This is a genomic window from Rheinheimera sp. UJ63 (assembly GCF_021568285.1).
In the GTDB taxonomy this organism is placed as follows: domain Bacteria; phylum Pseudomonadota; class Gammaproteobacteria; order Enterobacterales; family Alteromonadaceae; genus Alishewanella; species Alishewanella maricola.
The window spans coordinates 759,664-775,912 of record NZ_JAKGTQ010000001.1; the positions used below are offsets into that span (position 1 = coordinate 759,664).

General features: G+C 46.2%; 13 protein-coding genes. 5 read left to right on the forward strand and 8 right to left on the reverse strand.

Annotated features, from left to right (window positions below; translation table 11 throughout):
• Positions 1-80 precede the first annotated feature (80 nt).
• Positions 81-2,174 (forward strand): peptidase domain-containing ABC transporter, encoded by a 2,094-nt coding sequence (locus L1N97_RS03535; RefSeq protein ID WP_236128839.1) that lies wholly within the window; start codon positions 81-83, stop codon positions 2,172-2,174.
• Between the two features lie 15 nt (positions 2,175-2,189).
• Here L1N97_RS03535 and L1N97_RS03540 read toward each other — a convergent pair whose 3' ends face one another.
• Together L1N97_RS03540 and L1N97_RS03545 are read right to left on the reverse strand one after the other, a co-directional pair.
• Positions 2,190-2,840: a response regulator gene (locus L1N97_RS03540; protein WP_229584875.1), complete on the reverse strand. Its 651-nt coding sequence runs from the start codon at positions 2,838-2,840 to the stop codon at positions 2,190-2,192.
• A 67-nt stretch (positions 2,841-2,907) separates the two neighbouring features.
• Complete coding sequence (locus L1N97_RS03545) at positions 2,908-5,151, reverse strand: TonB-dependent receptor (RefSeq protein WP_229584874.1); 2,244 nt, start codon at positions 5,149-5,151, stop codon at positions 2,908-2,910.
• A 170-nt stretch (positions 5,152-5,321) separates the two neighbouring features.
• On the opposite strand from L1N97_RS03545, the gene L1N97_RS03550 reads away from it, so the two are divergent.
• The 3 genes from L1N97_RS03550 to L1N97_RS03560 all read left to right on the forward strand — a co-directional run bounded on the left by L1N97_RS03550 (position 5,322) and on the right by L1N97_RS03560 (position 8,690).
• Positions 5,322-6,623, forward strand: coding sequence for a GntP family permease (locus L1N97_RS03550; protein WP_229584873.1), 1,302 nt, complete (start codon positions 5,322-5,324; stop codon positions 6,621-6,623).
• An 11-nt stretch (positions 6,624-6,634) separates the two neighbouring features.
• Positions 6,635-7,798, forward strand: coding sequence for an E22 family MetX-like putative esterase (locus L1N97_RS03555; protein WP_236128840.1), 1,164 nt, complete (start codon positions 6,635-6,637; stop codon positions 7,796-7,798).
• A gap of 109 nt (positions 7,799-7,907) precedes the next feature.
• Positions 7,908-8,690, forward strand: a complete 783-nt coding sequence (locus L1N97_RS03560) for a substrate-binding periplasmic protein (protein WP_236128841.1) — start codon at positions 7,908-7,910, stop codon at positions 8,688-8,690.
• A gap of 13 nt (positions 8,691-8,703) precedes the next feature.
• Here the strand turns inward: L1N97_RS03560 and L1N97_RS03565 are convergent, their stop codons facing one another.
• The 5 genes from L1N97_RS03565 to ilvC form a co-directional block, all read right to left on the reverse strand.
• Entirely contained in the window at positions 8,704-9,744 is a 1,041-nt protein-coding gene (locus L1N97_RS03565) for an ABC transporter ATP-binding protein (protein WP_229584870.1), read from the reverse strand.
• Positions 9,744-11,387 (reverse strand): ABC transporter permease, encoded by a 1,644-nt coding sequence (locus L1N97_RS03570; RefSeq protein WP_236128842.1) that lies wholly within the window; start codon positions 11,385-11,387, stop codon positions 9,744-9,746. The genes L1N97_RS03565 and L1N97_RS03570 overlap by 1 nt, the downstream gene beginning before the upstream one ends.
• A gap of 29 nt (positions 11,388-11,416) precedes the next feature.
• Entirely contained in the window at positions 11,417-12,439 is a 1,023-nt protein-coding gene (locus tag L1N97_RS03575) for a Fe(3+) ABC transporter substrate-binding protein (protein WP_229584868.1), read from the reverse strand.
• A gap of 198 nt (positions 12,440-12,637) precedes the next feature.
• Positions 12,638-13,069, reverse strand: a complete 432-nt coding sequence (locus L1N97_RS03580; RefSeq protein WP_229584867.1) for a methylglyoxal synthase — start codon at positions 13,067-13,069, stop codon at positions 12,638-12,640.
• A 179-nt stretch (positions 13,070-13,248) separates the two neighbouring features.
• Entirely contained in the window at positions 13,249-14,730 is a 1,482-nt protein-coding gene (gene ilvC, locus L1N97_RS03585; protein ID WP_229584866.1) for a ketol-acid reductoisomerase, read from the reverse strand.
• A gap of 166 nt (positions 14,731-14,896) precedes the next feature.
• Between ilvC and ilvY the strand changes: the two genes are divergently transcribed.
• A complete protein-coding gene (gene ilvY / locus L1N97_RS03590; RefSeq protein WP_229584865.1) occupies positions 14,897-15,778 on the forward strand; it encodes an HTH-type transcriptional activator IlvY in 882 nt (293 codons plus the stop codon).
• Positions 15,779-15,827: 49 nt separating this feature from the next.
• Here ilvY and L1N97_RS03595 read toward each other — a convergent pair whose 3' ends face one another.
• A complete protein-coding gene (locus L1N97_RS03595) occupies positions 15,828-16,241 on the reverse strand; it encodes a ClpXP protease specificity-enhancing factor (RefSeq protein WP_420778842.1) in 414 nt (137 codons plus the stop codon).
• Between the last annotated feature and the right edge of the window lie 8 nt (positions 16,242-16,249).

Consider the following 16,249-nt stretch of genomic DNA (forward strand, 5'->3'; position numbering starts at 1 on the left):
ATGCCAATTGGTATTGCCTACTGTTGCTTGATTTTTCTTATCATAAAGCTGTCCCTTCCCGCTAAATCTCAGCCTAAACAATGATCTACCAATCCGAAGCCGCTGAATGCGGGCTCGCCTGTATGGCGATGATTGCTAATCACCATGGCCATCAGCTGGATCTCACCACGCTGCGTAACCGCTATAGTGTGTCATTTAAAGGCGCGAATTTACAGCAACTGATGGTGCTGGCTAATCAGTTGGGGCTGGCAGGTCGCGCACTTAAATTGGAACTAGAAGACCTCGCTAAGTTAAAAACGCCCTGCATTTTGCATTGGGAAATGAACCACTTTGTGGTGCTGCGTAAAGTGCATCGAAACGGTATTAGTATTTTCGATCCGGCTATGGGGGAACGGCGATTGTCATTGAAAGAAGTTGATAAAGCCTTCACCGGTATTGCGCTGGAGCTCACGCCCACCACAGAATTTAGCCAGGTTGATGAACGGGTAAAACTCAAACTAACCGCCTTTTGGCAAAAAGCTGCTGGCTTATGGCCTTCATTATCTAGACTTTTTATCTTGTCATTATTGTTACAGCTATTTTTACTGGCATCCCCTTACTACACCCAGCTAGTGGTGGATGAAGTATTGATTAGCCATGATAAGCCATTGCTCATTGTGCTCGCTTTGGGTTTTGGCTTGTTGGTGTTAATTCAAGTCGTTACCCAAACGCTGCGTGGCTGGGTGGTGCTGCACTTAGGCTCGGTGTTAAGCGTACAAATGGCCACCAATTTAATGCGTCATCTACTGCACTTACCGCTGAGCTATTTTGATAAACGCCATATGGGCGATGTGGTTTCGCGTTTTGGCTCATTACATGCGGTGCGAGAGTTATTTACCAACAGCTTAGTAGAAGGTGTTATCGACGGCATTATGGCCTTAGCTGTGCTAATTATGATGTATTTATACAGCCCCAAACTGGCATTGGTAGTGGTGATTGCTGTTATGCTTTATGCCGCTATCCGCTTTCTACTGTATCGTCCACTGCATCAACTTACAGAAACCAGCATTATGGCCAGTGCCAAAGAACAAACAAACTTTATGGAATCGGTACGCGGCATGCAAAGCATCAAATTGTTTGGCCAACAATCGCAGCGGCTGAATGTCTGGCAAAACCGCTATGCCGATGCGATTAATCAAAATTATCGTTTAGGGAAATGGCAACTTGGCTGGCAAAGCACCAATCACCTGTTATTTGGCGTTGAAAATGTGCTTGTGGTCTATCTTGCCGCCTTAACCGTGATGAGCGGCGACATGACCGTTGGGATGCTATTTGCTTTTATCGCGTATAAAAGTCAGTTTACCAACCGCACGGCAGCGCTGATTGATAAATTGATTGAAATAAAAATGACGCGTTTACATCTCGACCGTTTAGCCGATATTGCCTTAACCGAACAAGAACGAGAGGGCCTGACTAACCCTTACCGAACCATCAGCGGCAATCTAACGCTTACCGATCTGCAGTTTCGCTATGCCAGTAATGAACCCTGGCTGTTTAACCAGTTAAACTTAACCGTTGAGGCGGGTGCCAATATTGCTATTATTGGCCCTTCTGGCACGGGCAAAACCACGTTAATGAAATTGATGCTGGGGTTATTAACGGCCGAGAGCGGTAAAGTTTTGGTCGATGGCATTGAAATAACACAGTTAGGCTTGCGCCATTACCGCAGTCAAATCGCCGCGGTGATGCAAGACGATCAACTGTTATCCGGTAGTTTGGCAGAAAATATCAGCTTTTTTGACCCAGAACTCAACATGCAGCAGGTGCATGAGGCGGCCCAATTGGCTGGGATCCATCACGATATCAGTGCCATGCCGATGGGCTATAACAGTTTGGTGGGAGATATGGGCAGTTCCCTGTCGGGTGGCCAAAAACAACGTGTTTTGCTGGCCAGAGCACTGTATCGTAAACCGAAGATTTTGTTTATGGATGAGGCGACCAGCCATTTAGACGTACAATTAGAACACTATGTCAATCAGGCTATTAAGCAACTTAATATGACGCGTATTATTATCGCGCATCGGCCAGAGACCATATTGAATGCCGCACAGATCTATTTATTACAAAACGGTCAGTTACAAGAAATCACCCAGCAATACAAAGCACAGTATCAGTTGGCGGCTGAGCCTCACTAACAATACGCGAATGTATTAATCATACTGTTCTGGCAGTTTCAACTTTTCAAATAAAATACCGGCTAAGGTGCGGTTATTAACGTTAAGCTTGCGCAAAATCGCTGACACATGCTGCTTGATCGTGGTTTCCTGCACATTCATTTCATAGGCAATTTGCTTATTTAACAAACCATCGGCAATCATTTTTAACACCCGAAACTGCTGTGGGGTGAGTTGTTCTAGCCGCTGCGCAAAGTCATGATCAATTAAAGCCCGGGCGTTTTTAACATCATCTGCCAATGCGGGTGGCAGCCAAGTATCGCCACTGGCGACGGCATCGATGGCCTCTGACAATAATTCTAGCGGTGCTGATTTTGGAATATACGCGGCAGCACCTAGCGCCAGCGCTTGCTTAATAATAACCGGATCTTCTTCTGCCGACACCATGATCACCGGCACATCGGGATATTCTGTACGCAGTGCGGTAAGGCCCGTAAAACCGTCCGAGCCCGGCATTTTTAAGTCGAGGAAAATAAAGTGAGTATCAGGATGTTGACGGAGTAAGGGCCAAACTTGCTGCATGGTTTGTGCCTGCAACAACAAGGCATCTTTACCTAAAATCGCCGCGCAAGCTTGCGACAGTGCAACGCGGAACAAGGGGTGGTCATCAGCAATAATAGCAATCATAACAATACTTCAGGACAATTTTGCCCATAATGAACCGGGGCTTTCGCCCCGGCAAGGTTTTTCGAGATTAGAAACGGTAACCGACTGACAAACTTACCGTCCGTGGGTCAATGTAATAACCGGTAATGGTTTGCTCACCCGCTAACAACGCAAAATTGTAACCAGCAATACGCGCCTGCTTATCACCTAAGTTTTTGCCCTGTAGCGACACATCCCAGTAACCGTCTTTTGAGTACCAGTTTACACCTGCATTGATCAAGGTATAGCCGCCGTAATCGAGTACAGAGGGTACTTCAAAAATTTGCGTCGCGCCGCGATAAGCTAAGTTAGCATTAAACACTAAGCTACCAAAATCGGTTTCTACGGTGTAACGGCTCGCTAAGGTTGCCGTTAATTCCGGCGTATTAGCAAATCCCCAAACATTAGATACATCAACCACCGCTTGCGATACTGGATCAAAGAACTCTACTTTGTTAAACGACGCATCGATGTAACCGACAATCGCGGTTATTTCCAAATCACGTGTCGCCGCGAACAAGGCTTCAACCTCAGCACCGTTAATATCTGCGCTGGCCGCATTTAATACTTGAGATGCAACGTTATTACCTACCGCACGTTGCACGGTAACTTGCATATCTTCATAAGAAGAATGGAAAACCGCCGCATTCAAACGTAAACGCTGATTTAACCATTCGCTCTTAATACCCAACTCATAGGTATCAACCGTTTCTTCTTGGTACGGGTCGGTCGCGTTAGGGTTTACAATTTCAACCGCACGCATATCAAAACCACCTGACTTAAAGCCGTCTGTGTAGCTCACGTAATACATTAAATCATTGCTGTACTGGTACTCTGCACCTACACGTGGTGAGAAATGGCTAAAACTTTCACTCCCGCTAAAATCTGTTTGCACTTGTAATAGGGTATTTGGCGCAGCAGGATCACGTGGCCCTTTGTAGCCTAGGTACAATCTGCGGTCTAAGGTGGCATCTTTGTCATCTTTGGTATAACGACCACCCGCAGTTAACGATAACTTGTCAGTTAACTCGTAAGTACCTTGAGCGTAGGCAGCAATACTGTCGGTGTCTACGCAACCGCCGTTTTCAACAGTTACACCGGCACCGGCCACAATAACAGTACCGAAGGCCCCGCAAGCTTCACCGGTGTAATAGTATAAGCCCGACGCCATTTTAAACTTATCGCCACTAAATAATAACTGCAGCTCTTGAGAGGTTTGCTCATCTTCATAAAAAGCCGGTACATCTAATGACTGTAAAGGGGTAGAGTCAAAATCGATATTGGTATCGGTAACACCTTTACGTCTGGCGGTCACCGATTTCACCGTCCAGTTATCGTTAAGATCCCACGTTAAGGTTAACGATTGACCTTCCGTATCCACTTTGTTGTCGGCTGGCATACTAGAATAAGAGTCGTATACGCTGTCAGTTAATGGCTGATTAGGAACCAATAAACTTTGCGTTAAACGATAGCCCCCTTTTGAATTTGATTTATCGACAGTTTTATCAGCACTGAAGCGCACGCTAAAATTGTCTGCGGCATTCCACTGCACACTCACACGGCCAGATTGCACATCTTTGTCATAGTTATCAGCACCGGTATTTAAATAAGTACCAAAACCATCGCGGTTAAAGCTAGCAATAGCACCACTGACAAATAAGTTATCCGTTAAACCTACTTGGCCCGATAATTTAAAATCTTGCTGATTATCAGTACCGATGGTGCCGCGCACAGCAAATGCCGTATCACCAGTTAACTCTCTGGTGACATACTTAACCGCACCACCGATAGTGTTACGACCGTACAAGGTGCCCTGCGGACCACGTAGTACTTCGATCCGCTCGACATCATAAACATCTAACGCTGCACCTTGCGGGCGCGCCATGTAAACGTCATCAATATAAATACCTACGCCAGGTTCAAAACCCCATAACGGATCTTGCTGACCAATACCACGAATATAAGCCGTTAAAGTACTGTTAGTACCGCGTGATACTTGCAAAGTGGTGTTCGGTGAATATTGCTGTACCGACGTAATATTATCGATACCACGCTGAGCTAATTCTTCTTCACCAATTGACGTTACCGCCACGGGTACCGTTTGTAAGTTTTCTACTGTGCGTCGAGCAGTCACTTCAATCCGTTCTAATTTTACTTCATCATCATTGCTGTTGCTTTCTTGAGCGAAAGCAGGCGCCATTAAACAGCTGCTTACGGCTAATGCCAAGAGGCTGGGTTGAAAGAAGCGCGGGTAGATCGTTGAAGCTTGCTCAATCTTATTATTCTTGGCCATGGGGCTCTCCTGTTGATTGCAGATGTTGCTGTCTATTTGGAATTATAGATTTGTAAGTTGTTATCCATAGAGTAGCCCTGATCGCAGAAATATTAACCTGTACCTTAGTACTATGGTGAGGCAGAGCAGACTGTATCAGACTAAGAAAAAATAAAAACAAGGATTACTCCATGTTAAGTCTGTTCGGATTATTACTGGGTTTAGGTTTACTCATCGTGTTAACGATGCGCGGCTTCAACCTCTTCATTACCGCCCCACTCTGTGCGCTGTTGGTGGCGTTAACAAACGGTATCCCCTTTTGGCAGCTAAACGATAAGCTCGATTTTGTGCATGGTTATATGGCAGGTTTCTCTAGCTTTGTCGCGGCCTGGTTCCTGATGTTTTTACTCGGTTCCTTATTTGGTAAGTTGATGGAACACAGTGGTGCGGCCGATGCGGTCGCCTTGGCGATTGTCAAACGACTAGGCCATACCCGCGCGGTGTTAGCCATTGTGTTAGCGTGTGCCGTATTAACCTATGGTGGTGTCAGTTTATTTGTCGTGGCTTTTTCTGCTTACCCCATGGCGGTGAGCTTGTTTAAAGGGGCCAATTTACCACGGCGCTTTATTCCAGCCACGCTAGCCCTAGGCTCTGTGACCTTTACCATGACATCAGCAGGCTCTCCAGAAATTCAAAACTGGATCCCAATCCCTTATCTTGGCACTACCCCTTACGCGGGGTGGCAAGTCAGCATCATGGTAGCGGTTTTCATGGCGGTTGGCGGCTATTTAGCGCTGATGTGGATGATAAAAAAAGCACAAGCAAAGGGTGAGCAATTTGTCAGTCGCGCCAGCGATCCGACGGTTACCGATAAACCGTTACCGCATTGGCTGACGGGGTTAATTCCTTTGTTAGTGGTGTTAGTGACCTCGTTTTTATTACACGACAGTTTACAGCAAGCAGCCTTAATTATTGCCCTAACCGGTGGTGTCGTCAGTTTGTATTTATTAACGTTCCGTTTTATTCACAACCCTGGCGCAGCCACCAATGAAGGGGTGCTCGGTGCGTTACTCGCTATCGGTAATACCGCTGCCGTTGTCGGTTTTGGCGGTGTTGCTAAGTTAACGCCCGCTTTTAATCAAGTGGTTGAATATATGACGCATTTACCTGGCCCAGAGTTAATTGGTGCTGCGGTCGCGGTCAGTGCCATTGCGGGGTTAACCGGCTCGGCCTCGGGAGGTCAAGTTATTGCGTTACCTGAAATTGCGCCGACTTATTTAGATCGCGGTGTCGATGCCGAACAACTACACCGTGTCGTGGCGATCTCATCCGGCGCACTCGACTCACTGCCGCATAATGGCTATGTCGTTACGACTATCCGTGCTATCTGTGGCGAGTCACATCAAAATGCTTACTGGCCGGTCGCCGTGGTTAGCGTATTGATGCCGGTACTCGGTGTGATATTAGCCATTACCTTGTTTCAATGGTTTTAAGGAAAACAGTTATGCGTTCTATTTATTCTTTGCTACTAGCCAGCTTATTACTGTTAAGTAGCTGCAGTTCAGCTGAGCCATTACTCGTTACTAAACAAGCGTTTAGCATTGATAACTTTAAAACCGATAATGGCCAAATTATTCATCCGGTAAAAGTAGGTTGGGAAGCCTATGGCAAGCTTAACGCTGATAAGTCTAATGTGATTCTTATTACACATTTTTTTTCTGGCACGTCGCATGCTGCCGGTAAATATCATGCTGATGACGCCGCACCAGGTTATTGGGATGCCATTATCGGCCCTGGCAAAGCCATTGATACGAATAAGTTTTATGTAATAAGCGTCGACACCCTCGTCAATGCTAATGTGTATGATCCTAACGTTATTACCACGGGGCCTGCAACCATCAACCCTGCCACCGGCAAGCCCTGGGGATTAAGCTTTCCCGTTGTCACCGTCGGTGATTTTGTCGAAGTACAGCGCCATTTATTAGATAGCCTCGGTATTAAAAAACTGCATGCGGTAATTGGTGCATCAATGGGCTCTTTTCAAGCGATTGAATGGGCGGTGCGCTACCCTGAGCGGGTTGAACGCTTATTGCCGGTGATTGGCACGGCTTACATTGATGCCTGGGCTGCGGTGCGCTTAGAGCGCTGGGCTTACCCAATTAAACACGATCCCGCTTGGAATAAGGGTGATTATTATGAACAAGGTCAGCCCCGTGCCGGTTTAGCCACTGCCGTAGCTTACATTACCCAAGACGCGCTTTATCCAAGCAGTTTTAATGCGCGTTTTCCTGCTCCTGCTACAGATCGCGCGCCGCACAATGATATTTTGGCGCCTTTTTCAGCTTGGCAACAGTTGATGGAACAAGCCGCCACGCGTGCCAGTGTGCAAGATGCCAATCATATTCTTTACCTAATTCGAGCATCGCAGTTATTTCGCGCCGGTATGGGCGATAACTGGCAAGCGGCATTAGCCAAAGTGACGGCGAAAACGCTGTTTTTACCGGCGACAGGTGATCAACTACTGCTGGCTGAAATGTCGAAACAAAGCGTTGCGGTAATGAACCAAGACAATGCTGCTTATGCTGAAATTCCCGGTGAATTTGGTCATTTAGATGGCGTGCTGAATATTAGCGCTGTTGCTGACAAGATCGCGGCATTTTTACGTTAAGCCAACCTTTTCCCTGGAGGCGCGGCTAGTAAAGCGCGCCTTTTTTCTTTTCTCGCGCTCTGCTAAACTCAATTAAAATAACACTGTGTTTACAGGGATGAGCCCACTTGTGAGTCACCTTTTCGGCAAAATCTCACGCTACGCTTTCTTAATGAACAGCCTGCTGTTCTGTTCAAGCCTTTTTGCTAACGCTTTAGCTCATAACCCGATCATTTTCGCTAGCAGCGAATATCCGCCACATTATGGTACTGATCTTGTCAAGCAAGGTGTGGTTATTGAGATTGTTCGGCGCGCTTTTGCCAGACAACAACTCAATATTGAAGTGGCATTCATGCCTTTTGCCCGCGCGGTGCATGATACCGAACAGGGTTTGTATGCTGGGGTGATTGCCATTTGGTATACCGAAGCGCGTGCCGAGACATGGCTGTATTCCCAGCCAATTTATGCCAATCACATTGTTTTATTTAAACGCAAAGCGGATTTTAGAGTAAAACAAAATCTTGACACCGTGCTAGCAGGAAATGGCACCTTGGGGTTCGTTACCGGTTATCTGCAACATCCTTTACTGCACCAAAGTAACTTGAGTAAAGTCAGTGTGGCTTCAGAAGAGCAACTGTTTAAAATGCTGGCGATGCAACGCGTGGACTACGTCCCCGCAGATTTACAAAGTGGCTTATATTTTATCTCGAGATTACCGGTTGAATTACGGCAATCGGCTATAGATTGGCTGGTGCCAGCATTAGAAATCAACCCCATGCACCTAGCCTTTCCAAAACATCACCCTGATAGCGAATATTTAAAACAGCAATTTGATCTGGGCTTACAGGCCTTAAAAGACAGTGGCGAGTTTGCTGAATTACTGCATCAGCTTTTACCTGAGCCAAGCAAGTAACTCAGCCCGGCTTTTAAGTTAGCCGTGGAAACAACACCAAGTGATCAAGATCAAGACGAATGCCAATATGCTCGCCAATAGCATGATTATGATGACTTAGCGCTAAACAATAGACTTGCTCGCTGCCCGCTAACGCCAAGGTATACAGGATGTGCGAACCGCGAAAAGCTTTTTCCAACACAGTAGCTTGGATTGGGCTGTCGTCATCATGCACAATGTCATCCGGCCGGATCAGGACATCGACTAAATCATCGGTCTGTACGTCCGTTAAATAACGTTGCCGAAAAACACCTAAACAGGTTTCAACTTGTTGCGCATCTAACATCTTGCCTGGCAACATCACGCCCCGACCAACAAAGTCAGCCACAAACCGATTAACAGGTCGATGATACAACTCATAAGGGGTCGACCACTGCTGTAACTGGCCTTGTTGCATCACCCCAATCATATCTGCCATTGCAAAGGCTTCAAACTGATCGTGCGTCACTAATACCGCAGTGATATGCAATTGCTTTAAGATTTTACGTATATCCCGCGCTAACACTTCGCGAAACTCGGTATCTAAACTAGAGAACGGCTCATCCAGTAATAACACCTTGGGCTCAGGAGCAAGGGCTCGGGCCAATGCCACCCGCTGTTGTTGACCGCCGGATAGTTGATGAATATACCGTTTGCCCAGATCGGGCAAACCCACGAGTTGTAATAAACGGCTGACTTTCTCTGCTTTTTGCGCTTTATTAAAATCCTTTAAGCCAAAGGCAATGTTATCGGCAACGGTTAAATGAGGAAATAACGCAAAATCTTGAAACACCATGCCTACTTTGCGTAATTCAGGCGCCAACTGAGATGTACTATTACTCACCTGTTGACCTTGCAAGCGGATCACACCCGAGGCCGGCGCTTCAAAACCGGCAATTGCGCGTAAAATAGTGGTTTTACCACAACCAGAAGGGCCCACTAAACAGCCAATTTGGCCTTGGGCTAAAGTCAATGAAATGTCATTGACCACTTTATGAGGGCCATAAGCGACAGCCAGTTGCTCTAATGCCAACATTATTTGTTTCCTCGCATACGTTGCTCAGTAGAACGCGCTAAAATAATCACAGGTAACAGCCCCACCAATACAATAGCCAGCGCAGGTAAGGCCGCTTCGGCTAAGCGCTCATCAGAAGCTAATTCATGCGCTCTCACCGCTAAGGTATTAAAATTAAAAGGCCGTAATAACAGGGTTGCGGGCAATTCTTTGAGTACATCAACAAACACCAGCAACAACGCCGTTAACACGCTACTGCGTAACAACGGTACATGTACGCGCCGCAGCACCTGCCAAGGCCCTAAACCTAAAGAACGCGCGGCATTATCCATATTAGGCTTTATTCGCGCTAAACCGGCTTCAATACCATGTAATGACACTGCCAAAAAACGCACACTGTAAGCTAATAGCAGCGCAAAAATAGTACCGGAAAACAGTAAACCGGTGCGGACACCAAACCATTGCTCAGCAAGTAAATCGATCCGTTGATCAAACCATGCCAAGGGTATCATCACGCCAATGGCAATGACCGTGCCAGGAACCGCATAGCCTAACGCGGCTAATTGTACCGGGAATCGTACTAAAGGATCGTCGCGTAAACGTCGTGCATAAGCAAACAGCAACGCCAACAGCACCGACAACAAAGCCGCCGCCGCGGCCAAAGAAAAACTATTCCAAACTAATTGCCAAAAAGCACTATCCAAGGTGCGCTGCCAATTGCCAAGCGCCCAACTGGCTAACTGCCATGCCGGTAACAGAAAACCCAATAATACTGGCAGAGTGCACAACAACAGAAATAAACATTGCCGAGCAAAGCTCACTTGGCGTAAAGCCGCAGCACTGTGTTTTTGACCTTGATGATAATAACGCACTTTGCGCCGTGACCATTTCTCTAACAACAATAAAAACAGCACAAAACTGGTTAACAGCGCGGCGAGTTGCGCGGCGGCTAACGCATTGCCCATCCCAAACCAGGTTCGAAAAATCCCCGTGGTAAAGGTAGGTACACCAAAATATTGCACTGTGCCATAGTCGGCAAAGGCTTCCATCATCGCTAATGCCATCCCGGTTAAAATCGCCGGGCGCGCCAAAGGTAACGCGACTTGCCAAAAATGCTGGCGCGGCGTTAAACCTAAGGTGCGGCTCGCCTCAGATAACGACGCCGACTGCTCAGAAAAAGCATTACGTGCCAACATATAAACATAAGGATATAACACTAATGACAGCATCAATACCGCCCCACCCAACGAGCGGATCTCAGGAAACCAATAATCACCGTAAGACCAATCGAAAGTGTGACGTAATTGCTGCTGCACAGGGCCAGCAAAGTCGAGCATGCCGGTATAAGTGTAAGCGATGATATAAGCGGGAACCGCTAAGGGTAATAACAATAACCAGTCGAGATAACGTCGGCCAATAAATTGATATTGGCTAATCAGCCATGCGGCGCCGGTGCCAATCGTTAAGGCACCTAAACCGGTGCCGCCAGCTAACAACAGCGAATTGAGAACATAATCAGGCAGCACGGTTTGGCGCAAATGCTGCCAAACCGCTGTTTGCCAAGAGAATAAACTGGCGAATACCATCATTACCGGCAGCGCCAACAACAAGGCGGGCAGTAATACTGCCCAGCGCCAACGATTAAACAGCGGTATTCTGAACAACGATGTCGGCTCCTACTACGACGGGTAGTTTAACGCCAGCCAGCGCGGTCCATCACCCGGATCGCTTCAGCATTAAACTCGCCTAACTGTTCTAACGGTAACTCATCGGCTTTGAAGCGACCAAATTGCTCTAACACTTTGCTGATGTTTACGTCACTACGAACAGGGTATTCATTATTGACGTCAGCATACCAGTGCTGCGCGTCTGGCTCTACCATATATTCTAGCAATTTCAGCGCATTCGCTTTATTAGGAGCAAAAGCGGCTACACCGGCGCCTGAAATATTAATATGTACGCCATTATCTTGCTGATTAGGCCAGAAAATACGCATTTTTGCTGCCGCCGCTTGTTCAGCGGGATCGGTCAGCATACCGGCTAAGTAGTAAGTGTTGGCTAAAGCGATATCGCATACACCCGCTGCTGCGGCTTTAATTTGATCACGATCGCCACCCTGTGGTGGACGTGCAAAATTGGCCACTAACCCTTTAGCCCATTGCTCGGCTACCGCAGCGCCATCATGCGCAATAATAGAAGCAACATGAGATTGGTTATAGATATTATTTGAAGAACGCACGCAAATTTTACCTTTCCACTTCGGATCGGCGAGATCTTCCATAGTTGATAATTGTGCCGGATCTACCTTTCCCTCAACATACATAATGGGCCGAGCTCGAACGGTTAAGCCATACCAAACACCGGCAGGATCACGCAAAGTGCTAGGAATAACGCTCGCTAATTTGTCTGAGGTAACACCTTGCAATACTCCCTGCTCTTTCGCTCGGGTTAAACGGCCCACATCGGTCGTCAGGAGTAAATCAGCTGGGCTATTGCGGCCTTCACTGCGCATACGCGTGATCAATTCATCGGCATTACCCGTAATTAAATTAACCTTAATACCCGTTTGTACGGTAAAGGTATCGAGTAAAGGTTTGATCAGTTCTTCTTGCCGCGCAGAGTACACATTGACTTCATCGGCATAGGCCGCAGCAGTATGGAATAAACAAGAAGTAAGACCGGCAGCAACTAACAGGGTGACAGAATTGAATTTCATTACAGCTCCACGAGATGATGATGCTAAGGCGTATATCTAAACACAAATAATAACAATTCGCAATAAGTGCGTATTGGTTTAATGCTAATTTCACCGCGAAAACACTTAGCTACAAGGCTAAAGCGCTCCAATAAAATAGCCCTGTCATGACAGGGCTATAACGAAGAATGCACCACTGAGCTTGCTCGCTTACCGAAACTAACTCTTTTGTAACCGATTGTTGTGTTGCTGAAAATCAGGCACTGAACGCTGATAATCTTGCTGGTAAAGACTGGAATGTACAATAAAGTCTGCTGTGGCGACATTACAAGCCACCGGAATATTCCATACTACCGCTAAACGAATTAACGCTTTAACATCAGGATCATGCGGCTGTGATGACAATGGATCCCAAAAAAATATCAGCCAATCAATTTGTTGTTCCGCAATTAAAGCACCGATTTGTTGATCGCCACCCAGCGGACCACTGGCCATACAACGTACCGGTTGTTGTAACTTTTCACTGATCAGCTTTCCGGTGGTACCGGTTGCAATAAGTTGTTTGTCGGCAAAAAAAGACTGATGTTTTTCGATCCATTCGAGTAACGCAGCTTTTTTACCGTCATGTGCTACCAATGCGATTGTTTTCATGATTATTCTCCAGTGCTTAGCGTTTAAGCATACTTAGTTTAGGACAAACAGGCAAAAAAAAGCCCCGACAAGCGGGGCAAAACAACCAAGGTCCACGTATAACATCATTATTGGTCTGGTATTAACTGCAACACTGCTGCAGGTTAATCACCACTAACCACTTCATTCAGGTAGACGAATTAATTCGCCTCAACAATTCGTTTCATTGCCGTCATATAACCGCGTAACTTCTTACCAACAACTTCTACCGGGTGTTGGCGAATGGCTTCATTGACAGCGATAAGTTTTAAGTTATCCACGCCATTTTGGCTGCTGCTTAAACCTTTACCAATCAGTTCACTGCTCATGGCGTTTACTTTGTCGCGTAACAATGGAATAGCAGCGTGCGCAAACAAGTAATTACCATATTCAGCGGTATCTGAAATGACCACGTTCATTTCGTATAAACGCTTACGCGCAATGGTATTAGCGATCAGCGGCGTCTCATGTAAAGACTCGTAGTAAGCCGATTCAGCGATAATCCCCGCATCAACCATCGTTTCGAAGGCCAATTCTACGCCGGCTTTTACCATGGCAACCAGTAAGATGCCGCGGTCAAAAAATTCTTGTTCAGCGATTTTTTCATCCGACACCGGTGCTTGTTCAAAACCGCTGTCTAAGGTTTGTTCACGCCAAGTCAGTAAATTTTTGTCATCATTATGCCAATCGGCCATCATGGTGCGTGAAAACTCACCGCTGATGATATCGTCCATATGTTTTTCAAATAATGGCCGTAATGTCAGTTTTAACTCTTCTGCTAAATCAAAGGCTTTTAACTTCGCCGGATTGCTCAAACGGTCCATCATGTTGGTGATGCCGCCGTGTTTCAGCGCTTCCGTTACGGTTTCCCAGCCAAATTGAATTAATTTTGCTGCGTAGCCGCTATCCATGCCATCTGCCACCATCTTGTCGAACGCTAAGATGGCACCTGTTTGTAACATGCCGCATAGGATGGTTTGTTCACCCATTAAGTCTGATTTAACTTCCGCAACGAATGACGATTCCAACACACCAGCACGATCTCCACCGGTAGCAGAAGCGTAAGCCTTAGCAATTTCTAAACCTTGGCCTTTAGGATCATTCTCTGGATGCACGGCAATTAAAGTAGGTACACCAAAGCCACGTTTGTATTCTTCACGAACTTCGGTACCAGGGCACTTAGGCGCAACCATCACTACGGTGATATCCGGACGAATTTGCTTACCTTCTTCAACAATATTAAAGCCATGTGAATAAGCTAAGGTTGCACCTTGCTTCATCAGTGGCATTACCGCATCAACCACGCTGCTGTGCTGCTTGTCTGGTGTTAAGTTTAAAACTAAATCCGCTGCTGGAATTAATTCTTGATAAGTGCCTACTTTAAAGCCATTGCTGCTGGCTTTTTGAAAGGAGGCGCGCTTTTCAGCAATCGCTTCAGCACGCAAAGCATAACTAATGTTTAAGCCAGAATCGCGCATGTTTAAGCCTTGGTTTAGGCCTTGCGCACCGCAACCTACGATAACAATGTTCCAGTCTTTGATTAAAGCGCATCCGTTAGCAAACTCGGCTTTGTCCATAAAACGACAACGGCCTAATTGACTTAATTGCTGACGTAAATTTAAGGTATTAAAGTAGTTACTCATAATGTTCTCGGAATTCTTAGTCTGTCTCAGCCACGCTGAGCAGTAGCAGTATGCTGCGGCCTTATTGCCCTGTACTGCTTTAATGAACACAGTTTAACTACAGACTTATATTGCGTGAAGTGATATATTTTCAATTCTGTATTTCATTAATTGCAATAGAGGCATTATGGACCTGCGCAGTGCTCAGCTTTTTTTACATTTAGCATCTAGCCTAAACTTTGCTAAAACCAGCGAGCAAATGTTTGTTAGCCCATCAACATTAACTCGCGTGATCCAACGTTTAGAGGATGAACTTGATACCTGTTTATTTGAACGAGACAAACGCTCAGTTCACTTAACGGCTGCCGGTGAGCGAGTGCAACGCTTTGTCCGCGTGTGGTTGGATGAATGGCATCAATTACAACTAGACTTGCAACTGGCGAGTGCAGAATTAAGCGGCACTATCCGGATTTTTTGTACAGTGACAGCCAGTTACAGTCACCTGCCTGCTTTACTCGATAAGTTTCGCTTGCAATGCCCTAAAGCTGAAATCCAATTAACCACCGGCGATGCCGCCTCGGCCATAGAGCGGATCCGTGCAGATGAAGCTGATGTGGCAATAGCTGCTTATCCTGAGTCCTTTCCTGCTAATTTATTTTTTCAGAGTATTGCGAGTATCCCTGTTTACTTAATTGCACCGGTGATCCCATGTAAAGTCAATGATTTGCTTAATCAACAACCCATTGCTTGGAACAGTGTGCCGATGATTTTGCCTGAGCATGGCCCTGCCCGCAGCCGTTTTAACCAATGGTTACTAGATAAAGGCATCAGCCCGAATATTATTGCCAAGGTAGATGGACATGAAGCGATGGTATCGATGGTGGCACTAGGCAGTGGTATTACTATTGTGCCTGAGCCCGTATTTCAGCATAGCCCAGTACGGGATCGCGTAAGAATTTTAGAAACAAATTATGCTTACAAAGCATTGGATTTAGGGGTTTGTATGCTGCAGAAGCGACGGCTAGAGCCGTTAATTGCTGCATTTTGGCAGCTAGCACTGAAAAAGTGAGTGGAGATTTCAGGTGGTTTAGCCACCTGAAATACCGTTTAACCGCTTATTACTTAATAACTTTAAGATGACTCCCCCGACCAGGCTTTGGTGGCTCTGGGGGTGGTTCATCATCTAATGATTCTGGCAAGAAATCCTGCTCATCTTCATCGTCTTCTTCTAAGGTAAATACCGTACCTGCACCGTTTTCACGGGCATAAATCGCCAGTACCGCTTTTACCGGTACCGACAAAGCAAAGGGTTGCCCACCAAAGCGTGCATTAAAAGTGACAAAGTCATTACCCAGTTGCAAATTACCCACCGCTGACGGCAGTACATTCAAGACAATTTGACCATTTTGCACAAATTGTTGTGGCACACGCACATCTGGATAGTTGGCATCTACCACCAAATAAGGTGTGCATTTGTTATCAATTATCCAGTCGTAAAACGCCCGTAACAAATAAGGGCGATTTGGTGTCATTTTTTGCA